This is a genomic window from Pseudomonas sp. 1928-m, assembly GCF_029269135.1.
In the GTDB taxonomy this organism is placed as follows: Bacteria; Pseudomonadota; Gammaproteobacteria; order Pseudomonadales; family Pseudomonadaceae; genus Aquipseudomonas.
The window spans coordinates 1,493,030-1,515,571 of record NZ_JARIXO010000001.1 but is presented as its reverse complement, the minus strand read 5'-3'; the positions used below and the strand labels follow the sequence as shown (position 1 = coordinate 1,515,571).

Sequence of the window (22,542 nt, the reverse complement as noted above, 5' to 3'; positions counted from 1 at the left end):
CTGCTAGTCACCCGCCCGCTGATAACGCGCGACTTCAATAAATACATCCGAATTGGCCTGATCGTCGAGGTAGTTGAACACCTGCTCCAGCGGGCTGCTGATCAGCACGCCATCGCCTTCGGCGCCGTCAATCACCTCGCCCTGCAAGGCGCCCTGCTCCAGCTCCTGAAGAATCCGGTCGACATCCAGGTTGTAGATCACCAGCTCATTGCTGGTGGTCAGCTCGAAACCGGCGATGGCGAAGTTCGCCCCCAGGCTTTTCGGCAAGCCCGCCGAGAGGTACCAGCGACGGCCATGGTGGGCCACGGTAAAGCCGTATTCCTCAACACTGTCGAGGTTATCCAGGCTGTCGACATAGGCCCGCGCCTTGTAGACGTTGGAGCCGGCACGGGTGATCTGCAGATACAGCTGCTCGCCCCATTCGTTCTTGCGCGACCATTCGCCAAGCAAGGGAATCGGGGCTGCTTCATTGGCGGGAATCGGGTCCTTGAAGGTCACCAGACAGCCACCAAGCAACAGGAAGGACACGGCAAGCAGCGCGCGCCAGGCTTTCATTCAGCTCTCCTTGTGAACGGATTGACCGGGTTAACAGGCCTTTGAAAAACGTAGCCGAGGCAGGCAAGACAAGGCAAAAACAGGCGAGGAAGCGGAGTTTACGGGTTGTAAATGAGCATTCCGAGCCTGTTTTTAACGCAGTATTGCCAACGCAGGTAGTTTTTCAACGGCCTGTCATAGGCCCAGTACCAGATGCATATAGCGTTTTAGCATGGCCAACATCTCTTCACTGTCCAGATGATCGACACCATCGAGCAGGCCCTGATACTCCATGCGCACAATAATCGCCGTCAAGAGCTTGGCATCCTGCTCGGCCTGCTGCGAACCCAGCACCTCGAAGAAGTGCGTCACACCCTGCAGCAGAATCTGCCGATGGGCGCGTAACAAGCCGTGCAGGCGCGGGTTAAGCAGGGCCTCCTGCTGAAAGGCCTGCTCGGCCAGCAGGTGCTCACGGCGGGTCAGCAATTGCTGGCGCACGTACTCCACCGCCAAGCGGGCAATCTCATTGGCCAAACGCCGGCGCGCCTCGGCGCTGCCATCCAGGCGGCTGACCTGCTCACGCAGCAAGCCTTCGGTACTGCTCCAGAACTGGCCCATATGCGCCGCGCTGCGCTCAACGAACTGAGCGAAGGTATCGGTGATCAGGTCGTTGATGTCTTTGAAGTAATAAGTAGTCGCCGACAGCGGCACTTCGGCCTCGGCGGCTACCGCGCGGTGGCGCACGGCGCGCACGCCTTCACGCACGATAATGCGCATGGCGGCATCGAGAATGGCCTGGCGGCGCTGTTCACTGCCCTGTCGGCTGGCTTTGCGGCCGTGGTACTGCACGCTCTCAGCGACGGCGTTGGCCACCAGGGTGGCGCTTTCTTGGGCGGGCTTGGCTGTCACAGCAAGACGATCCTCTGTCGTTTATTCACGATTAATAATGACTTAGTCAGTAAATCGCAAAATTAATCCACTGGGCGCTAATAAAAAATAACTGCCATGACTGGCAGGCTAGAAAAACCAGGTAATAAAAAGCCGCCCGGAGGCGGCTTAGCAACATCAGGCTTGCGGGCGCATGTGGGGGAACAGGATCACGTCGCGAATCGACGGTGAGTTGGTCAGCAGCATCACCAGGCGGTCGATACCAATACCCTCACCGGCGGTCGGCGGCATGCCGTACTCCAGGGCGCGGACGAAGTCGGCGTCGAAGTGCATGGCTTCGTCGTCGCCGGCGTCCTTGTCGGCAACCTGCTGCATAAAGCGCGCGGCCTGGTCTTCGGCATCGTTAAGCTCGGAGTAGGCGTTGGCGATTTCGCGGCCACCGATAAACAGCTCGAAGCGGTCGGTAACGCTCGGATCATCGTCGCTGCGACGGGCCAGCGGCGAGACTTCAAACGGGTAGCGGGTAATGAAGTGCGGCTGCTCCAGCTTGTGCTCGACCAGCTCTTCGAAAATCATCACCTGCAGCTTGCCCAGGCCTTCGAAGCCCAGCACCTTGGCGCCGGCCTTCTTGGCGATGGCGCGGGCCTTGTCGATGTCCGTCAGGTCAGCGGCGGTCAGCTCAGGGTTGTACTTGAGAATCGAGTCGAACACCGACAGGCGCACAAACGGCTCGCCGAAGTGGAACACCTTGTCACCGTAGGGCACGTCGGTAGTGCCGAGGACCAGCTGGGCCAACTCGCGGAACAGCTCCTCGGTCAGGTCCATGTTGTCTTCGTAGTCGGCGTAAGCCTGGTAGAACTCCAACATGGTGAATTCAGGGTTATGCCGAGTCGAGACGCCTTCGTTACGGAAGTTGCGGTTGATCTCGAAGACCTTCTCAAAGCCGCCAACCACCAGACGCTTGAGGTACAGCTCCGGGGCGATACGCAGGAACATCTGCATATCCAGGGCGTTGTGGTGGGTCTCAAACGGCTTGGCCGCAGCGCCGCCTGGGATGGTCTGCAGCATCGGCGTTTCCACTTCGAGGAAGTCGCGCTTCATCAGAAAGCTGCGGATATGCGCAATGACCTGCGAACGCACGCGGAACGTCTGGCGCACGTCTTCGTTGACGATCAGGTCAACGTAGCGCTGACGGTAGCGCTGTTCGGTGTCACTCAGACCATGGTGCTTGTCCGGCAACGGGCGCAGCGACTTGGTCAGCAGGCGCACGTCGGTCATTTCCACGTACAGGTCGCCCTTGCCGGAACGGGCCAGGGTGCCAACGGCGGAGATGATGTCGCCCATGTCCCAGGTTTTCACCGCGGCCAGGGTTTCTTCCGACAGGGTCTTGCGGTTGACGTAGACCTGGATGCGCCCGGTCATGTCCTGAATCACCATGAACGAGCCACGGTTGAGCATGATGCGCCCAGCCACCTTGACCGGAATGGCAGCCTCGGCCAGCTCTTCCTTGGTCTTCTCGGCGTACTGTTTCTGCAGATCAGCGCAGTAGTTGTCGCGGCGGAAGTCATTCGGGAAGGCGTTGCCCTGCTCACGGATAGCAGCAAGCTTTTCCTTACGCTGGGCAACCAGCTTGTTTTCTTCCTGCTGCTGGTCTTCGTGGGAAAGGGCTTGTGGGTCGAGTTGTTGGTCGCTCATGGTCATCGGTTTCCATCACGGGGTCGTTGCCGCCCTCTCAGGAAGGCGGAATCGAAAGGTATTACAGGCCTTGCTTGAGGCTGGCCTCAAGGTACTGGTCGAGGTCGCCATCGAGGACCTTCTGGCAATCGCTACGCTCGACGCCGGTCCGTAGATCCTTGATGCGCGAGTCATCAAGCACGTAGGAGCGGATCTGATGGCCCCAGCCAATGTCGGACTTGGAGTCTTCCAGAGCTTGAGACGCAGCGTTGCGCTTCATCATTTCCAGCTCGTACAACTTGGCCCGCAGCATTTTCATCGCGGTGTCCTTGTTGGCGTGCTGCGAGCGCTCGTTCTGACACGCCACCACGGTGTTGGTCGGTACGTGAGTGATACGTACCGCCGAGTCGGTGGTGTTGACGTGCTGACCACCGGCGCCGGAGGAGCGGTAGGTGTCGATGCGCAGGTCAGACGGGTTGATCTCGATCTCGACCTTGTCATCGATCTCGGGCGACACGAATACCGCCGAGAACGAGGTGTGGCGGCGAGCGCCTGAGTCGAACGGGCTCTTGCGCACCAGCCGATGCACGCCGATTTCGGTGCGCAGCCAACCAAAGGCGTACTCGCCCTTGATATGCACAGTGGCGCCCTTGATCCCGGCGACTTCACCTTCGGACAGCTCGACGATCTCGGCACTGAAGCCGCGTTTGTCGGCCCAGCGCAGGTACATGCGCAGCAGGATGTTGGCCCAGTCTTGCGCCTCGGTGCCGCCAGAGCCGGCCTGGATATCCAGGTAGCAGTTGTTCGGGTCCATCTCGTGGCTGAACATGCGGCGAAATTCCAGCTTCTCGAGAATGTCGCGCAGGCGTTCGATTTCGGCGGCGACGTCGTCGACCGCGCCCTGATCGTCTTCTTCGACGGCCATATCGAGCAAGTCACGCGAATCGGCCAGGCTGCCGGTCAGATCGTCGATGGTTTCGACGATCAGCGCCAGTGTGGCGCGCTCACGGCCCAGGCTCTGGGCATATTCGGGCTTGTTCCAGACGTTGGGGTCTTCGAGTTCGCGGTTTACTTCGACCAGACGATCATGTTTGTGATCGTAGTCAAAGATACCCCCGAATGGTCTGGGTGCGCTCGGACAGGTCCTTGATGCTATTAAGGATCGGGTTGATTTCCATGGCTGGCAGCACTCGTAGGTCAAACTTTCGGAAAAGCCGGCGAGTATAGCCCAATCAAATCAGCCCTTGCAGCCGGCAATTGGCGCTGGCACACAGCAAGGCAGACCAACGGCGCACTATACTCAGGCGCACCTGTACATTGCCTGCCCTCAGGAGCCATCGTGCTATGAGTTCATCGCACAGCCTGCGTAGTCGTTTTGCAATTTTGATCGCCCTGCTGGTTGCCAGCCTGAGCTGGTTGCTCGGCACCCTGATTGGCAATGACGCCAGCCAGCGCATCCGCGAGGAAGTCGGCCGCGACCTGGCCGAAGTCTCCTTTATGATGGTTGACCGCCTGGATCGCGACATGCAGAGCCGCGCCGCCATGCTGCAGGTGATCGGCAAACTGCGCGCGCTCAGTCAGCCGGACGATATCGTCGAGGTTCGCGTACTGCTCGACCGCCTGCAGAGCGAATTCCCCAGCATCGCCTGGATCGGTTTTACCGACGCCAAAGGCACAGTGCTGGCCTCCAGCGATGGCGTACTGGAAGGTGCCAGCATCGCCCAGCGCCCGGTGTTCCTGGAAGCGCAGAAGCATGTGTTTATCGGCGATGTGCATGAAGCTGTGCTGCTGGCCAAACTGCTGCCCAACCCAACGGGTGAGGCGATGAAATTCGTCGATATCAGCCTGCCGGTGTTTGCCGCGGATGGCAGCCTGGTGGGCGTGCTGGCCTCGCACCTGTCCTGGTCATGGGCTGACGAAGTGCGTCTGGCTATCCTTGAGCCGATCCAGAAGCGCCGCAATGTCGAGTTCTTCGTGATTGGCCAGGACCGCACGATCCTTCTGGCACCCAAGGAAATGATCGGCCAGCGCCTGCACCTGCCCGCCCTCAACGAAGTAACGCAACACAAGGATCTCTGGGCTGTACAGGAATGGCCAAACGGCAAGCAGTACCTCACTGGCCTGGCGCTTAGCCAGGGCCATATGGACTACAAAGGCCTGGGCTGGACGGTGATCGCCCGTCAGCCGCTGGATGAGGCCTATGCCCCGGCGCGCGAGACCACGCGCTATATCCTGCTGTGGGGTAGCGGCCTGGCGCTGCTGTTCGCCCTGCTCGGCTGGCTGGTGACCGGCTATTTCACCCGCCCTCTGCGGCAGATTGCCGAGGCAGCGGACCGCCTCAGCGCCGGTGAAATCAGCGTGATTCCCGAGCTGAAAAGCACCCGCGAGATCGAAATTCTGAGCAACTCGATTCGCCACCTGGTGGAAAGCCTGACCCACCAGCAAAACGCCCTCGGCGTCATGGAAAATCTTGCCCACCACGACGCACTCACCGGTCTGCCCAACCGCGTCGCCCTGGAAAGCTACCTGCCGCGCGCGCAACAACGCAGCCAGGCCAACAGCAATTGCCTGGCATTGTTTTATCTGGATCTGGACGGTTTCAAACCGATCAACGACCAGTTCGGCCATGCCGCGGGCGATCAGCTGCTACGTGAAGTGGCGGTGCGTCTGCGCAGCTGCCTACGCGAAGGCGATCTGGTCGCGCGCCTGGGCGGTGACGAATTTCTGATGGTGCTGCAAGTACCCAGCGGCGAAGCCCTGGGGCAAGCGCAACTGGTGGCCGAACGCACCCTGGCGGCGCTGAGTGCGCCGGTCGATTTGGGTAACAATCAGGTCATGGTCGGCTGCAGCATCGGCGGCGCGCTCTGGCCACTGGACAGTAGCAACCTGGCCGAGGCGCTGGAACTGGCCGACCAGGCTCTGTACCGAGCGAAACATGCTGGCAAAAACTGCGCGGTGTTCCACTCAGCCCACAAAAACTAAGGACTATTTAGCGCGCAGACGCAGCAACTGGTCCGCCATCTCGGCCGCATGCCGCTCGACCACCAACGGCACCAGGTTGTCGTTGTAGCCGACCAGGCGCGAGTAGATAAATTTCCAGCGCGTCTGCGCCCGCTGCAAACGCTGTTGCTGCTCGCCGGTCAACTCAGTAGCCAAACTGGCGAGTTCGGCATCGACCTGCTTGGCCAGCACGTCGATATCCTGATTCAGGTAATGCTGCTGTTGCTCGGGCAGGGTCTCGATATCACCAACGTAAGCCCGAGCGGTGTAACGCGCCGCCAGGTATTGCACCTTGGCCGGCAGGCTCTGCAAGCGCATATCTGCCGCTGACAATGGCTGCGCCAGGCCTTTAAGCAGTTGTTGCTCAAGTGCCTCCAGGGCCGCTACCAACTCACGCTGGGCCTTGCTGTACTGGAAGTTGAACTCCCACGGCAGGTCCGGCTCACTGGGGTTGTAGGCCAGCGTCTGCTCGACTAGCACGGTAAAAACGGCCAATGACGGCTGTAATTGCTCCATCGCCAAGCGCGCCGAATCGGTCAGCGGCTGCGCCTGCAAGGTCGCCATGCTTTCACGTAGTTTGCCTAGGTCAGCCTGCACCTTGGCTGCCAGTTCGGCATGTCCACCTTCACCACGATGGATAAACAGATCGGTACTGGCGCGAAACACCTGTACCTGCGCGTGCTGTACCTGAGTCAAGGCTACGTCAGGCGCGGACTGCGCGATTGCACTGAAAAGAACCAGCGCCAGACTCAGCAGGCAATTCGTGTAGGTACGGCGCATCGGGCGTCCATCCATAGCGAGGAAAGGCGCCGATTATAGGCAGGCCGCCGGCTAGCGGCCAGAACCCTTGGCAGATGGCCGCTACGCGCTATTAGCCAACCACCAATTCCTGACGCACCTGGGCCTCAAGCTCGGCCTTTAGCGCTGGATCGAGCTTAAGCTGACGAGCCAGCTCTTCCAGGTAGGCGCGCTCCATAAAGTGCTCTTCATCGACCATCAGCACGCTGGCGATATACATTTCAGCGGCCATTTCCGGGGTGCTGGCCGCGCGGGCGATTTCGGCGGGGTCCAGCGGTTTGTTCAGTTCGGCCTGCAGCCAATGCTGCAATTCGGCGTCAGTGGTGAGTTTGACCAGCTCGCCTTCGATCAACTGCCGCTCGCGGGCATCGACATGGCCATCGGCTTTGGCCGCGCCGACCAGTGCCTTGAGAATCGCCTGGCTATGCAGCTCGGCCTGCGGTGCCGGCAAGCGGTCCAGGGTTTGCGGCTCCGCCTGTGGTGCACTGGCCTGTTGCGCCTGCCAGTTGCTGTAGGCCTTGTAGGCAACCACGCCAAGCGCGGCCAGGCCACCATAGGTCAGCGCCTTGCCGCCCATCTTGCGCGCACTCTTGTTGCCCAGCAGCATGCCCAGCGCACCGGCTGCCAGCGCGCCACCACCTGCCCCCTTGAGCAGCGTACCCAGATCACCGCCCTGGCCACCTTTACCGGCGCCGCCGAGCAAACCGCCCAGAGCGCCGCCTAGGCCACCGGCCGAGCCACCAGCGGAACTGCCGGCGGATTTCTGCTGCATCAGGTCCTGACCGGATTTCAACAACTGATCAAGCAAGCCACGGGTAATCATCAAGCGCTCTCCCTAAAAATAGTTGTGCAGGCACACAGACTGATTCTAGGGACGGAGGTTTCTCGCCACCTAACGCCAGAGTGCTTCGAAAGATTGCCAACAGACGTGAAAGCCACGAAAACCGGCTATTCGTCGGTTATCCGCCTGCAAATATGTCAAATAGTGGTCACCATCACATTCTGCTGATAGTCGATCTATATTTGACGCCGATAGGATGACGGACATAAAACCCGCAACGGCAAAAGGCTATCAAGAGCCGACGCCGGAGACTTCGCGCCATGCCACCACGCGCCAATCGCCCCGCTCACCGCCTGCTGCGCAGCCTGCTTGCCAGTTGCTGGCTATTCAGCCCGGCGCTGGTGGCCGATGCTCCGACTACCCAACACAGCGCCCTGGCTACGGCGCTCAGCGATACGCGCCTGGCCAGCTGGCTCAACCTGCTCGACAACTCAACCGGCGACGACGAGCGCGCCCAGTTGGAGCGGGTCAACCACTTCATCAACCGTTCAGTTAGCTTTGTCAGTGACCAGCAAGCCTGGGGAGCCGACGATTATTGGGCAACGCCAGCGCAAACACTCAGCCTGGGCAAAGGTGACTGCGAAGATTTCGCCATCGCCAAATACTTCAGCCTGGTGCGTATAGGTGTACCGAGCGAGAAACTGCGCCTGACTTTCGTCAAGGCGCTCAAGCAGAACCAGGCGCATATGGTGCTGGCCTATTACCCCAGCGCCAGCGAGCAACCGCTGATTCTCGACAACCTCGACCCACGCATCCGCCCAGCCAGTGAGCGTGGCGATCTGCTGCCGGTGTATTCCTTCAATAACCACGGCGTGTTTCTCGCCAAGTCGCCGCAGCGTGTCAGCCAGCCACCGGAGTTTCTTGCGCGCTGGAGTGAGCTGAGCGAACGGGCCCTGGCTGATGGCTCGGCCGCCCCCGCACCGCAGAGCTAATACCTTCTTATTTCCCGGATTTCATCCGGGCTAGCGGAGAGCGCAACCCCGTAGCCTGGATAAGCGCAGCGCAATCCGGGTAGCCTAATCCCGGATTGCGCCAGGGCTTATCCGGGCGACCGAAAGCATTGGTAGTGCCTAACGCGGTTGAATATGGGCGATCAGCAGCTGCACACTTTCCTGCCCACGGTACTCATTGACGTCCAGCTTGTAGGCCAGCTCGACCCAACGCACGGTTGGGTTTGGCCAGATTTCGCGATCCACACCAAAGGCGATGCCATCGAGCTGCACGCTGCCGCATTCGCTTTTCAGCACCACTTTCAGATGCCGCTCGCCGACCACGCGCTGCTGCACCAGCTGAAATACGCCATGAAACAACGGCTCGGGGAAGTGCTGACCCCAGGGCCCGGCATTGCGCAGCTCCTTGGCTAACGGCAGGTGGAACTCTTCAATGGACAAGGCGCCATCAGACAGCAACCGCCCAGTCAGATCATCCTCACACAGCTGGCGGCGTACTTCGGCGTCGAAGGCGGCGGCAAAGGCGGCGAAATTCTCCTGCGGCAGTGACAGTCCGGCGGCCATGGCATGCCCGCCGAACTTACTGATCAGCTGCGGGTGTTTGGCGGCTACCGCATCCAACGCATCGCGGATATGAAACCCCGGCACTGAACGCGCCGAGCCTTTCAGCACACCATCGCCGGCATCGGCGAAGGCAATGGTCGGGCGGTGATAACGCTCTTTCATCCGCGAGGCGAGGATACCGATAACCCCCTGGTGCCAATCCGCCTCAAACAGGCACAGACCAAAGGGCATGTCTTCCAGCGGCAGGTCCTTGAGTTGGGCCAAGGCCTCGCGCTGCATACCCTGCTCGATGGCCTTGCGGTCCTGATTGAGCTGATCCAGCTGCACGGCCATATCACGGGCCAGGGCTTCGTCTTCACAGAGCAGGCACTCGATGCCCAGCGCCATGTCGTCCAAACGACCGGCCGCATTCAGCCGTGGGCCGAGGATAAAACCCAGATCCGTGGAGGTGATGCGTCGATGATCGCGCCCCGCCACCTCGAGAATCGCGCGCAAGCCCGGTCGCGCCCGCCCGGCACGAATCCGCGCCAGGCCCTGATGCACCAGGATGCGGTTATTGGCATCCAGCGGCACCACGTCGGCCACGCTACCCAGGGCCACCAGATCAAGCAGCTCACCGAGATTCGGCTCCGGACGCTGCGCAGTAAACCAGCCCATTTCACGCAAGCGCGCACGTAACGCCAGCAGCACGTAAAACATCACCCCAACCCCAGCCAGCGCCTTGCTGGGGAACTCGCAGCCCGGCTGGTTAGGATTGACGATGGCGTCCGCTGCCGGCAACTCAGCACCGGGTAGATGGTGATCGGTGACCAGCACGGTCAACCCGGCCGCCTTGGCCGCCGCTACGCCCTCAACGCTGGAGATGCCGTTATCCACGGTGATCAGCAATTGCGGCTCGCGCTCCAGCGCCACCGCGACGATTTCCGGGGTCAGGCCGTAGCCGTATTCGAAACGATTGGGCACCAGATAATCGACATGCGCCGCACCAAGCATACGCAGACCCAATACGCCAACCGTGCTGGCGGTGGCGCCATCGGCATCGAAGTCGCCGACGATCAGCATGCGCTGGCCTTGCTGCAACCCCTGCACCAGCAAATCGACCGCCGCGTCCATGCCCTTGAGTTGCTGATACGGAATCAAGCGCGCCAGGCCTTTATCCAACTCGGCAGCGGACTGCACGCCGCGAGCGGCGTACAGGCGAGTCAACAACGGCGGCAAAGCGCCCAAATCAGGCAGGGTTTCAGGCAGCGGGCGGGATTCAATACGCATAGTCATTCTTATCTGTAGGGCGGGGGCAACCCGCCGCTAGGGGTTTGCGGGTTGCACCCGCGCTACGGTCTTATGCAGTGCGTCACAGACTATCAATGAGCACTACTCGCTTCGCTCGCCCTTCGAGCCGCGCTAAAGCGCGTTAGCCGCAAGCGGCTTGCCGAGCCTGTTGTTAACGCAGCAGGGCCAACGCGCAGCAGATCGCAAATAGGTTCTTAGCGTTCGCCTGCCAACCACTCGATCGGCAGCTCATGCTGGCCGCGCTCATCGGTGACGAACAGTTCGCCGTCGCTGATCATCACGCTCCAGTTCAGCGAGCGCGGCATATCCAGCGCCAGCTTGGCCAGGGCTTCCTGGTCGAGGGCGACGACGTTGATATTTTTCAGGCTGCGCACCGGATCAAGCGCCTTGGTCTGCCATACGCGCAGGTTGCCGTAGGCCACCAAGCTGAACTTCTCGGTACGCCGCGAACACCAGGTGATGCGGTCGCTATCTGGCTGGCCGACTTCGATCCAGTGCAGCACACGGTCGTCCAGGCTCTTTTCCCACAAGGCAGGCTCATCCACATCCGACAGGCCGCGACCGAACGCCAGGTGCTCGTGATAGAACAGGCAATAGGCAACCAAGCGCGCCGCCAAGCGCTCTTCGGTTTCCGAAGGGTGCTTGGCCACGGTGAAACGCAGGTTTTCATAGACACTGCGGTCCATGTCGGTGAGGTTCAGCTCGATTTTGTAAGTGGTAGACGGCAGGGCCATGGACGGGGCTTCTTGACTGATCGAATAAGCCGGCAAGTCTACCGCAAAGGCTGCCCCATCACGAACCGGAACGCTCAGCGGGCGTAGCGCGCCCAGAGCTTGTCGAACTCACTGCGGTAGCTGGCGACCAGCAGCGCGTGATCGGTTACCAGCAGGTTTTCCTCGTTGCTGGTGGTGGCGCTGCGGGTCCAGTTGAAGCTGCCGTTAAGCAACAGGTTAGCGTCGAACACCGCGAACTTGTGGTGCATGTGATATGGGCTATCGTCGATGCGCAGCGGCACGCCCTGGGCGATCAGATGCTGGATATCACTGCCTTCGTCGAACTGCTTTTCATTGTCGCTGATCACCCGCACGGCAACGCCGCGGCGATGGCAGGCGATAATTTCTTCGCTGAGGCGGTCATCGGAGATGGTGTACACGCAGATATCCAGCGATGTACGCACCTGCCGGCACAGCTCGCGAATCTTGCGCAAACAATCATCGCCGGGACTGAAGTGCGCGCTGGCCAGAGCCGGACGCGGTGGGCTGCTGCTGGCATCGAGGGTCTTGACCACCTGCTCCAGCCATTTCAGCGCTGGCTCGCTATTGTTCAAATCGGCCTGCACCAACTCACGCACCAGGGCAAAGGCGCGGTTACGCAGGTAGCGCACCTGATCCTGGCCCAGGTTACTGCCCAGCTGGCGCAGCTCATCACGCTCCTCATTGCTCAGGCGCAGATCGGCCAGGCTGTCACGCAGCTGTTGGTCGAGACGATTGAAATCCATTTAACCTCCGTGTCGTGCGCGCGGCGTGTAGCGCCAGGCAGCATAAAGACCGCCGCAGAGCGCGCCGGCCAGATGATATTCGAATGAGACGCCCTGCTGCGGCAGCAGACCGAAGACCCAGCCGCCGTGCAGAAAGAACACCAACACCGCCAACAGCAGGTCGAGCCAGCTACGGCGGAACCAGGCGCGCGCCAGCAGCAGCGCCCACAGCCCGAACAACCAGCCGCTGGCGCCGACATGGATACCCTCGCGACCGAACAGCCAGACCAACAGCCCACTGCCGAGGATGATAAACAGGCTGGCCTGGATAAAGTCGCGCCGCGATTCGAGCAGGGCCAGCAAGCCCAGCACCAGCAGGCCGCTGAGGTTGCTCAGCAAATGCATCCAACCACCATGCAGCCAAGGCGCAAACAGCACGCCCGGCAATGACTCGAGCCGGCGCGGTATTACGCCCCAGAGATTCAGGCTGTAACCACTCAGGCTGTTGCCCAGCTGCAGCACCAGCATCAATGCGGCAATGCCCAGCAACAGCTGCACGCGTGGCAACAGCCTGGCCTTCATGGCGTTTCGCTTGCGCTGTCGCCACCCAGGCGCTGCTCATGGCCCAGTTGCTCGCCCAGATCACGCAGTTGGGTAGAGATTTCCAGCATGCGGTTGTGGGTGCGCAGGTCGATATCGATCTTCTTGTCCATGGCGTTGATCAACGGCAGAAAGCTGTTCTGCAGGCTGTCGGCCAGGCTTTCCAACACCTTCTGCACGGCAGGTTGTGGCGGTGTGATCACCTCCACCTGCGGGCGCAGCTTGCCCAGGTTATCCAAGCCGGCGAGCAGCTCGGCCCAAGGAATAGTCGGCGCGGCGGGGTGTTCGCCCGGCGCCAGCTTGGCCAGGCCGCGCACACCCTCGACCAGATCATTAAGCTGCGCCACCACCCGCCCACCGACATCGGTGTCGCTGCCGCCCATGGCCTTGTTGCGCATAAAGTCGCGCTTGATCTGCGCCCAGCGCTCGGCTTGTACGTCGGTCATATTGCCGCGCAGTTCGGCGAGCTTGAGCAGGTTTTCCTCGGCGCCGGTGGTGAGTAACTGGGATTCGCCCTGGTAATGATCGGCGATCAGTTGCAGTACTTCGCTATCGTTCATCACCGAGCTGATCTTCTCCGCCATCTTGTTCATATTGCGGTAGCTGCCCTGCAACTTGAACGGCGGCTCGGTGCGGTACTGATCGGCCTGGGCGGCGCTGGCGATGTACTGCTGGTTGACCCGGCCGACCACATCACGCACCTGCATCAAACGCTGCAAGGTAGTGACGATTTCATTGATCTCCGCACCGCTGTAGCTGTGGCTCAGCTCGTTGGCAGAGAACGGCTTACCCTCGGCCTTGGCGACAAAGCGGTAGACATCGGCCATCTCACGGGTGGCCAGTGGAGCCAGCACCGGGTTGGAGGTCAGGCCGTTCTCGATATAGCTCAGGGCGAAGGCTTCCTGCATACCGCCCAGGGTGTCGCCGAGGTTATAGATATCGGCGCGGTTAGCCAGCATATCCGGGATCTTGAACACGTCGCCGGACTCGGTATAGGGGTTACCGGACATGATCACGCAGAACTTGCGCCCACGCATGTCGTAGGTGCGGGTGCGGCCCTTCCACACGCCTTCGATACGCCGTGTACCGTCACAGAGCGAGATAAATTTCTGCAGAAACTCCGGATGAGTGTGCTGGATATCGTCGAGATAGAGCATCACGTTGTTGCCCATCTCCAGCGCCAGGTTGAGCTTTTCCAGCTCCTGGCGTGAAGTGGCGTCCGGCGCCTGGGCCGGGTCCAGCGAGCGCACTTCGTGGCCCAAGGCCGGGCCGTTGATCTTCATAAAGATCAGCCCCAGGCGGTGGGCAACGTATTCCATCAGGGTGGTCTTGCCGTAACCGGGCGGTGAAATCAGCATCAACAAACCGGACAAATCCGAACGGCGGTTCTCCCCGGCGGTGCCCATCTGCTTGGCCAGGTTGTCGCCGATCACGCCCAAGTAAACATCGTTGATCAGCTTGTTGCGCACGAAGGAGCTGAGCGGCTTTGGCTTGAACTCATTGAGGCGCAGTGCCTCGCGCTCGCGCGCAACCACGTCCTGGCGCAATGCCTGGTAGCGCTGCAAGCCGGGCAGAAACTGTTCGCGGTGTACGCGCAGACGGGCGAAGAAGTCGTCCACCGCCAGCACCAGTTGCCGCTCGCCGATCCGTGGGTGTTCACCCATCAGCTCCTTGACGGTGAAACGCAGATCAACCTCAGTAATGCGCTTGGGCACGTCCTCGGCGAGCAGGCTCAAGGCCACGGCCTCAGGCACATAGGCGCTAAGCGCGGCGAACTCGTCTGCCGCGCAGAGGCCACGTAGCCAGTTTTCCACCAAAGCCCATTGCGCCGCTGGGCGCTCGTGCAGTTGCGTCAGGGTTTGCTGATACACATCCCACATATGCGCCGTCTGCAAACGCGCCTGCAAACCGGCCAGCAGCTCGCGGGCGTATTTGCTGAAGACGAATTCGATGCGCTCGGCGGCCAGTTCCTGCACCAGATATTCCGCTGCCTCGGCCAGCGTTGTTTGGCCCAGGCTTATGTCCTGCTGGGCGGTATAGCCGGCCATGGCCGCGGCGATTTCCGCTTGCAACTGCAGCAGGCTGTCGCGCTGACCGAACAGCTGCTGGATATGCCGGGCGCTGCGCGCGCGCTGTGGCCATTGTTTGGCCTCGTCACGACGCTGCACCTGGCTCCAAAAGAAGCTGGCGAAACCACGCGGCAAGGCACCGTAGCTGAGCAGGCCGGCGCTGTCGCGCAGCGGCAGCAACTGGGCGAGGATCAGCGCCGCATCGTGGTCGTGGATGCCCTTCTCGTAGCCTTCCTTGTAGCGCGGTGCGGCGAAGTCGCGAATGCTTTTGACCAGCGCCTCCGGTTGCGCCAGCTGCTGTTTGAGCAGGTCCAGGCTGAGGCCATCGCGTCCGGCATCGGCGGCCGCCAGCACTTCGCCGGCCAGGTATTCGGCGCGGTACAGCGTGGCGGATTCAGACTCCAGAGATACCTGCCAATAGTCGCGTAGCGCTTCCAGCTCGGCGTTTTGTAGCGGCTCGAGAAATTCGGTGCCGGTCAGGTGCAGATAGAGCTGATCGCCGCGCGGCATCAGGGTCAGGTCCAGCTCCTGGGTGTTGACGCTAAAGCGGTGGCGCGGGCCGAGCTTGATGACGTTGCCGCCCTCTTCAAACAGCTCGCTCTTGTCGCGCAGGCTGCGCACCGCCTGATCGCGGGCGGCCTTGAGGCGCGACTCGACATCCTCGGCCTTGACGCTGTCCTTCAGCTCACGCAGGCGCTCGGCCAGTTCGCGCAGCTTGAGAATCAACGGATCGGCAGCGAAGAAGGCGTTCAGCTCATCCGGCTGGGTCAGGCGCGCGGTACGCCGACCGAGGCTTTCCAGGATGCGCCGCGCGGCATCGAGCAGTCCCTGGGCCTTGCGCTGACGCTCATCAAGCAGCGCCTGTTTGTGCGCCTCGAAGGTTTCCAGCAGCTCTTCGCGCTTGGCCAGAATATCGCCGAGGAACTGCTCCTGATCGCCGAACTGACTCTCCAGCTCTTCCAGCTGCACCAGCAGGCGCGACAGCTGTTCGTCGCAGCGCTCCGGGTCCTGGGCCATGGCCAGCGCGTTGGTGATGCCCTGGCTGAACAGTTTGAACTGGGCGCCGAACTGCGCCACGGTTTCTGCCGAGCCCAGGCCCTTGCGCCGTTGTTCGGCACGGGCCTTGGCCTGGTTAAGACGGGCGTAGACTTCGGAAATCGACTCGACGATTGCGGTGCGCTGGGTGGCATCGTCGATCGGCAGCGAGGCCATCAGGCTGGACAACATATCCAGGTTGCCGGCCATGGCCTGCAACGCTACCAGCGGTTCGTTGAGTTGGCTGACGCTCTCGGCCTTCTGCGCCTGGGCGTCGAGCTGGGCCAGCTGCAGCACATAGGGTTCCAGCGCGGCCTTGCTGGCCAAAAAACCCGAGGTGGCGGCCGCGACTTGCTCCTGGGCGGCAAGCAGCTCGGTTTCCATGGCGTCGATACGCGCCACATCGATATAGCGGTAATCACGAATAGTCAGCAGTTGGCCGCGCAGGGCATTGATGCCATTGAGCGCGTCGACGAAGTGCTGCACTTCGTCCCAACTGTCGATCAGCAGGCCGGAGAGCAGCGCCTGTTGGCGGGTTTCCGCTTCGGCCATGGCGCGGGCCGATTGCTGACGAATGCTCTCGACCTTCTCGAACTCGTCGAGCACCAGCTCGCCGGTGGCGGCGATTTCGCGCAGCAGCGGCGCCATGCCCTGGCACTGGGCATCGCCCAGCCAGTGGTAGACGTCGAACAGGCGGCGAGTGTTCTGGCACAGCTGGGTATAGCGCTGCACCGAGACTTCCGGGGTTTCGATCTCGCGACTGAGGCCCAGCAGGTCGGAAACGCCGCGCACCAGCTCGGCATTGCCAATGCGCCCGAAGAAGCCGCCGCGCACCGGTTGGCGAGCGGCGAAATCATCACTGCAAAATGGCGTCTGCCAGATTTGCATCGGATGGATACGGGTCGGCTCCGTGCCTTCGGCGGCAAAGATCACCATGCGCCCATCTTCCAGGCGCGCGTAGCCGTGGCCGAAGATCGGGTTGTGCAGCTGACGATTGATCATGTTGTAGGTGAACAGCGCCGAGCGGCCTTCTTCCGGGTGGTAGAAGATGTACTGCACGTCCTCGCCATTGGGCGAACGCACCGCGCGCTTGAAGCGCATGCCGGCCATGGGCTGCTCGAAGGCCTTGGACTCGCCGTTCTGCAGGTAATAGCCACCCGGAAAAATGATGCCGTGGTCTTCCGGCAGCTGCACGCAGGCCAGGCCGATGGCGTCGATACGCTCGACCTTGCGTGTCAGGCTGTTAAATACCAGGTAGCGCCACTGCTCTTCGCGATACGGCAGCACTTTCAGCAGGATCAGGCTGCCGAGCTTGGCGTATTCGATCTGCGCATCGTCCAGCGACTGGGTCTTGTCCAGCACCGCCTCGCGGTAGATGCCCAGGCCGTCCTCGGTGTTGTTCTCGACCTTGACCGTAAGGTCGCCGCCGATGGTCTCGACAAAGATGGTGTCGAGGATATTCATATGCGGATGGCGGCCGTTAACCACCATCTCGCGGGAAGTCTTTTGCCATTCGAAATCGAACGGCTCAGGCAGCGCTATATCGCGCTCGCCGCGGTTATCGATATAGCGAACTTCTTTGCCGTCGAGGGAGATCGACCAGCGGAACACCCGGATATCACTGATCCGCTCACCGATCTGGAAGCTGGCCAGCAGCTTGCCGTCGCGCACCAGCAGTTGCAGCAAGCGGGTGTTCTTGTAATAGGTGTAGAGCTCGTTGAAGTCGTTAACGAAGCTGCTCTGACCGAGAAAGCTGTCGGCCAGCGCCACGCTCTCGGCTTCATAGCCTTCGTCCTGCTCGCTCAGGCGATACAGGGAGAACACGTCCTCGACGCGGGTTTCCTTTTTCAGGCCGAGGAACACGTTGTAGCCGAACAGCAGGTTCTCGCCGACCTGAACGATATCGCGGGCCGTGCAGTTGTTCTCGGTGCGGATACGCACCCGCCCAACCACTTCCATCTGGCTGCTGCCGAACGCCTGCAAGCGCTGAGCGTTCAGCGCCTCGGTGGTCTGGCGCAGGCGCAGGCCTTGCTCCTGCAGGCGCTTGTGCAGCACCTCGTAGGCACCGCCTTCGGCGACGGCCTTGTCCAATACATCCTGTGGTTGGGCTACGGCTGGAGCATCCGACATCGTGGTCTTCCTGAATCTGCGCTGTCTGCTAGCAAGGTGGGATAAAGCGAGGGGCCGACTTCAGCCGGCCCCAAAGGCGAATCTACCCTTGGTTTAGGCACCAATCTTTTGGGCAATTTCGGCAAGTTTGTCGCGCATCGCCTGATCGAGTTCTTCGGGTTTGATCTGAGCAATGATCTTCTTCAGCACGCGAATTTCATTGTCATCAATCACCCCATCACGCTCAGCAACAGCCAGCAGCGCACCCAGTTCCTGCACATCCAGGCGGCCGTCATTGGCGAAGCACTGGATCGAGCGAAACGACATTTCCAGATAATCCCGTGGTTCCGACATAAGACTTCCTAATTAGAGATAAACGGGCCATTCAAGGAGTTGGCTTTCGCCAACCCCAAGAGAACATCCAACTTATTGCGAAGACGCTAGCTTTCAGCCGTTACCGGCAAGCACTTAGCTCTCGCTGCTATCCACTGCCGCCGGCGTTTTGCTTTCGCCGACACGACCATTCAGCAGACGGGCCAACACGTCCTGCACCACCGGGCTCTTGCCAACCACGCCTTCGATGGCTTTGCCCACCGACAGCGACTTAGCGAAGGAGTTGAAGAAATCGCCTTCGCCGCCGACGATTTCGATCTTCGCCTTGGACAGCGCCGCCGAGAGCACTTCGGCCTGATCCTTGGCGATTTCCTTGTTGGCAGCGATGGCGGCCATGGCCTCGTCGAAGTTCGCCTCCAACTGCATGCGGAACTCCTCGTGCTGACGCGCGTTGTCGCTGAGCGCATCGAGCGCACCGAACTTCTTGCCCAGACCTTCGGCCTCGGCATTCAAACGTTCCAGCAGCACATGGGCTTCGGCCATACCCAGATCCTGGGTGGCTTTGGCCTTGGCCGCGCCAAGCTGTTCTTCGCCGCGCGCCTGAGCGCCGAGCTTCTCTTCCAGCACCTTGGCGTCGGCCAGGCCGTCTTTCTCTTTGGCCGCTGCTTTGGCTTCGGTCACCCGCGCCTCGGCCAGACCTTTCTCCTGGTCGCCCTTGGCTTCGGCAATCAGCTGCTCAGCATGCACGCGGGCTTCGGCCAGGCCTTCCTTCTCCTTGGCGGCGGCGGTGACTTCACGCACCCGCGCATCGGCCAGACCAGGCGCGGCGCGCTCGGCCTCGATACCTTCGGCCATTTTCTTCTTGGCTTCGGCCTGCTTGGCCGCGGCTTCCAACTCGGCCTGAGCCAGGTTGTTGATTTCCACCGCTTTGTGCTGGGAGCGGGTTTCGTCGGCTTCGGCCTGCTTGACCTGGCGCACCAGCTCCTGCTCGGCTTCGGCCTGGGCATTGAGCACCATGACCTGCTTGGCGCGGTCGGCTTCGGACACCTCACGCACTTCCTTGATGCGTTCTTCTTCCTGGGCCACGGTCTTCTCGACCGCTACGCGCTCGCGGATCACCCCGGCAATATTCTTGCGTTCAACTTCCAGGGCTTTCTCTTTCTCGATGCGCTGCAGCTCGACTTCACGCTCGCGGGAAACGATTTCCAGGTCCTTGGCGCGGGTGACTTTTTCCACCTCGATCACCACCGCACGCTGGCGGTTCTGCTGCGCCACTTCGACTTCGCGCTGATGGTTCTCGGCGCGAATATCCAGCTCCTGCTGGGTGTGGATGCGGGCCTGCTCGGACTTCAGGCGCTCTTCTTCCTGCACCTTGAGGGTTTCGGCCTGCTCGCGGGCGCGGATGGTTTCGATCTCGCGCTTCTGCCGAGCCACCGCATCGGCTTCCTGGCGTTCCAGGGACAGCGTGGCCTCACGGGTTTCAACGTTCTTTTTCTTGATCGCCAGCTCTTCGTTGCGCTCCAGTTCGTTGGTGATAACGTTCTGCGCGGCGGTCAGCTCGGTGATCTTGCGGATACCCTCGGCGTCGAGGATGTTGCTCGGATCCAGGGAATGCTTGGCGGTCTGTTCCAGGTAGTCGATAGCCACGTCCTCCAGCACATAGCCGTTGAGGTCGTTACCGATCACCTCGACGATGCGATCACGGAACTCCTGACGGTTCTCGAATAGCTGGACGAAATCGAACTGCTTGCCCACGGTTTTCAACGCTTCAGAAAACTTGGCGTTGAACAGCTCGTTCACCGCGCTGCGATCCGAGGCACGCTCAACCCCGATGGCCTTGGCCACCTTGAGTACGTCTTCCTGGGTTTCGTTGACTCGCAGGTAGAAGGCCACGGTGATATCGGCGCGCATATTATCGCGACAGATCAGCCCGTCCTTGGCGCGGCGATCCACCTCCAGGGTGATCAAGGAAATCTTCATAAATTCCTTGAGGTGGATCACCGGGTACACCAGGGAACCAGTGAAATGCACCTTGGGCGTGGCGGACATATCGTTGACGATCAGTGCAGTGCCCTGAGGTACCTTGATATAGAAGGCCTTGAATAGCAGCAGCAATCCAAATACAAAAAGGACGACGCAACCCAATATAAGTGCGCCCATTATCAGAATGTCATTCATTGAAAACTCAGCTCCTTTGATTACTGATTAAATGCCGTTGAACTCTTCCTCACTGAGCACCCGGTAGGCGTTTTCGGCCTCCAGATACTCCAGCAGCACCACATGATCACCGCGCTTGAAACCCTTCGATTCGTCTGCCCGCACCTTCAGAATCAGACCTGCACCGCCATCCTCCAGAGTTGCTTCACCATGGCTCAGGGTCACTCGGGAGCTGCGTACTATTGCAGTCTGCCCCAGAAATGACCGCGAGGCCGATGCCTCAAACTTTTGGAATAGTCTGCGCAAGGGCTTGCACAACGCAGCTGCCGGAGGGACAGCCACTACCAACGCCCCCACCACCACAACCAGCCCCAGGGGGTAACGCAACCAACCCAAGGGCAGATAGCTGAGCAGCAATGATTCGATGAGGTAACTGATGATCCAGCTGAACATCGCCACCAGGGTCAACACGATGGTAATCGGCACACCGCCGAGACCGAGTTTGAGCAGAAGACCGGCAAGCCCCTCCGCTTGCAACCCGTCCCCTTCCAGTGCGGAATCGCCTTCGATATCCAGCACATCGATTTCAACTGTGCCTAAAGCAGCAAAGAACCAATAGACCATCATCAGGCTAAGCAGAAAACTGAAAATCAACGTGGGAAACGCAAGGGCATTCTGCAGGAAGATATCCATGGCTTTCCTATCCCTGAGAGAACCTAGGTGAGGCCTCTCGGCCTCACCAGCTTATTGGCAAGTAGAGCAAGTTAGGACGTAGCCTTACTCTTCAGCCGCGCCAGCACGCTGTCAGCACTGGCGTTATCCGGCACGATGCCGGCAGCCCGCAGTTTGACCTCCAGGGCGTCATCCGGCGCGCTGGTGGCGGCCAGCTCTGCATTGGCTTCCATCATGGCTGCACGCTCGGCCTGCTTGAGCTTGATGCGCTCCAGCGACTCGACGGCGGTATGCAACTTGGCCTGCGAACCGCCATAGCGCTGCGCCACTGCCATCTGCGCTTTTTGCACGCTTTCCGTGGCCTTGACCGTATCAACCTGTTGCTTCAGGCGCTTGATATGCCCTTCCGCCTGGGTCACGGCCTTGCGCAACTGCGCCACGCTGGCTGCGAAACCATCGGCCTGTTCGCGGTCGCTGGCCTGTTCGGCTTCCAGGTTGGCGATCTTCTCGGCAACTTCCTTGGCCAGGGTTTCATTGCCTGCATCCAGAGCCTTGAGCGCGTACTGCTCATACTCGGCGATCTTCGCCGTGCTCTTGCCCAGTCGATCACTGGCCAGTTTCTGTTTGGCCATAATTTCGGCCAAGGCTTCCTTGGACTTGCGCAGCTCTAGATCAGCATCGCGAATCTCCTGATCGAGAATACGCAGCGCCTGACCATCCACCACGGCCTCACCCACTTCATTGGCGCCGCCACGCAGCGCCGTCAGCAATTTGCTCCAGACGTTCATAGCATCACTCCTTAGCGTCAGCCTTGAGGAAGCCTTCATAGGCTTCGGTGGCCTTGATCACGTTGTCGGCCAGCAATTCGATCTCGAACACCACATCGGTCAATGTCGACGCCGAGCTCAGCGCACCAAACATGGTGTAGCAAGGCTGACCGTCCGGCAGGGTTTCCAGACCGATAGACGACAGTGGAAACAGCTTGTGGGTACGCAGCACCTGCTCGTTGAACGCCGCACTGTCGCGCACATCGGCGGCAGGCCACAGCAGGCCCTCGACCACGATCTGCTCGCCAAATACGGCGACAAACAACGGTAGATCGCCATAGTCGTGCATGGTCACGTGCAAGCTGGCATCCGAGCTCTGAATCAGCTCGATGCTCGCCTGCCCACCCTTGAATAGCTCAACAGCCGACAGTGCATCGTATAAAGCCTGTGCAGTCCAAACCTGCGGCATGCTCATACCCTCCTCCTTTTCCATTGAAGCCAGCTTTACTGAGTGCGGCTGGCGAAGTTTCCGCTCGAATGCCATAAGCAGCGGGGCATGCTCTGGCAGTATCCAGACCTCTTTTTTCACCAATCCCTGCTCGCGCAGACGTTGGCGGAAAAGACGCTGGTAATGGGCTGATGATTTGCTTTCCATGAACGCAGACTAGACCTACACATGTAATGAATCAACACATCACATGTAATATTTTAAAACGCATGTTTGTTGATTTTCAGGCAAGCAAAAGCGAGCCGCTCAAAAGCAGCGCCACGGAGACCACATAGG

General features: G+C 60.5%; 18 protein-coding genes. 2 read left to right on the top strand and 16 right to left on the bottom strand.

Going from position 1 to position 22,542, the window contains the following annotated elements; translation table 11 throughout:
- Positions 1-3 precede the first annotated feature (3 nt).
- The 4 genes from P3C18_RS06785 to prfB form a co-directional block, all read right to left on the bottom strand.
- Positions 4-555: a hypothetical protein gene (locus tag P3C18_RS06785; protein WP_275961080.1), complete on the bottom strand. Its 552-nt coding sequence runs from the start codon at positions 553-555 to the stop codon at positions 4-6.
- 174 nt (positions 556-729) lie between these two features.
- Complete coding sequence (locus P3C18_RS06780; RefSeq protein WP_090387928.1) at positions 730-1,443, bottom strand: TetR family transcriptional regulator; 714 nt, start codon at positions 1,441-1,443, stop codon at positions 730-732.
- 156 nt (positions 1,444-1,599) lie between these two features.
- Positions 1,600-3,117: a lysine--tRNA ligase gene (gene lysS / locus P3C18_RS06775; RefSeq protein ID WP_275961079.1), complete on the bottom strand. Its 1,518-nt coding sequence runs from the start codon at positions 3,115-3,117 to the stop codon at positions 1,600-1,602.
- A gap of 61 nt (positions 3,118-3,178) precedes the next feature.
- Positions 3,179-4,274, bottom strand: a protein-coding gene (gene prfB, locus P3C18_RS06770) for a peptide chain release factor 2 (RefSeq protein WP_275961078.1) whose coding sequence is annotated in 2 segments (ribosomal slippage) — positions 3,179-4,201 and positions 4,203-4,274 — 1,095 coding nt in all. Because the reading frame shifts where the segments join, the coding sequence is not laid out codon by codon here.
- A 166-nt stretch (positions 4,275-4,440) separates the two neighbouring features.
- Here prfB and P3C18_RS06765 point away from each other — a divergent pair.
- A complete protein-coding gene (locus P3C18_RS06765) occupies positions 4,441-6,078 on the top strand; it encodes a diguanylate cyclase (protein WP_275961077.1) in 1,638 nt (545 codons plus the stop codon).
- 3 nt (positions 6,079-6,081) lie between these two features.
- Here the strand turns inward: P3C18_RS06765 and P3C18_RS06760 are convergent, their stop codons facing one another.
- Complete coding sequence (locus P3C18_RS06760) at positions 6,082-6,876, bottom strand: hypothetical protein (protein WP_275961076.1); 795 nt, start codon at positions 6,874-6,876, stop codon at positions 6,082-6,084.
- A 91-nt stretch (positions 6,877-6,967) separates the two neighbouring features.
- On the bottom strand, positions 6,968-7,717 hold the full coding sequence (locus P3C18_RS06755; RefSeq protein WP_275961598.1) for a tellurite resistance TerB family protein: 750 nt from the start codon (positions 7,715-7,717) through the stop codon (positions 6,968-6,970).
- A gap of 278 nt (positions 7,718-7,995) precedes the next feature.
- Between P3C18_RS06755 and P3C18_RS06750 the strand changes: the two genes are divergently transcribed.
- Complete coding sequence (locus P3C18_RS06750; RefSeq protein WP_275961075.1) at positions 7,996-8,667, top strand: transglutaminase-like cysteine peptidase; 672 nt, start codon at positions 7,996-7,998, stop codon at positions 8,665-8,667.
- A gap of 138 nt (positions 8,668-8,805) precedes the next feature.
- Here P3C18_RS06750 and recJ read toward each other — a convergent pair whose 3' ends face one another.
- From recJ to P3C18_RS06700, 10 genes are all read right to left on the bottom strand, one after another.
- Positions 8,806-10,518: a single-stranded-DNA-specific exonuclease RecJ gene (recJ, locus tag P3C18_RS06745; RefSeq protein WP_275961074.1), complete on the bottom strand. Its 1,713-nt coding sequence runs from the start codon at positions 10,516-10,518 to the stop codon at positions 8,806-8,808.
- 215 nt (positions 10,519-10,733) lie between these two features.
- The gene (locus tag P3C18_RS06740; protein ID WP_275961073.1) at positions 10,734-11,273 is read right to left on the bottom strand and encodes a YaeQ family protein; all 540 of its coding nucleotides are present in this window, start codon (positions 11,271-11,273) and stop codon (positions 10,734-10,736) included.
- Between the two features lie 74 nt (positions 11,274-11,347).
- Positions 11,348-12,037: a phospholipase D-like domain-containing protein gene (locus tag P3C18_RS06735; protein ID WP_275961072.1), complete on the bottom strand. Its 690-nt coding sequence runs from the start codon at positions 12,035-12,037 to the stop codon at positions 11,348-11,350.
- On the bottom strand, positions 12,038-12,598 hold the full coding sequence (locus P3C18_RS06730; protein ID WP_275961071.1) for a rhomboid family intramembrane serine protease: 561 nt from the start codon (positions 12,596-12,598) through the stop codon (positions 12,038-12,040).
- Positions 12,595-17,850 (bottom strand): DNA repair ATPase, encoded by a 5,256-nt coding sequence (locus P3C18_RS06725; protein WP_275961070.1) that lies wholly within the window; start codon positions 17,848-17,850, stop codon positions 12,595-12,597. The genes P3C18_RS06730 and P3C18_RS06725 overlap by 4 nt, the downstream gene beginning before the upstream one ends.
- Positions 17,851-17,943: 93 nt before the next feature.
- Positions 17,944-18,183: a hypothetical protein gene (locus P3C18_RS06720; protein ID WP_275961069.1), complete on the bottom strand. Its 240-nt coding sequence runs from the start codon at positions 18,181-18,183 to the stop codon at positions 17,944-17,946.
- Between the two features lie 114 nt (positions 18,184-18,297).
- Positions 18,298-20,340, bottom strand: coding sequence for a flotillin family protein (locus P3C18_RS06715; protein WP_275961068.1), 2,043 nt, complete (start codon positions 20,338-20,340; stop codon positions 18,298-18,300).
- Positions 20,341-20,367: 27 nt separating this feature from the next.
- The gene (locus tag P3C18_RS06710; RefSeq protein WP_275961067.1) at positions 20,368-21,012 is read right to left on the bottom strand and encodes an OB-fold-containig protein; all 645 of its coding nucleotides are present in this window, start codon (positions 21,010-21,012) and stop codon (positions 20,368-20,370) included.
- Between the two features lie 71 nt (positions 21,013-21,083).
- Positions 21,084-21,779 carry a PspA/IM30 family protein gene (locus tag P3C18_RS06705; protein WP_275961066.1) on the bottom strand — a complete coding sequence of 232 codons (696 nt, stop codon included), beginning with the start codon at positions 21,777-21,779 and terminating at the stop codon, positions 21,084-21,086.
- 4 nt (positions 21,780-21,783) lie between these two features.
- Positions 21,784-22,413, bottom strand: coding sequence for a YjfI family protein (locus P3C18_RS06700; RefSeq protein ID WP_275961065.1), 630 nt, complete (start codon positions 22,411-22,413; stop codon positions 21,784-21,786).
- Positions 22,414-22,542 lie beyond the last annotated feature (129 nt).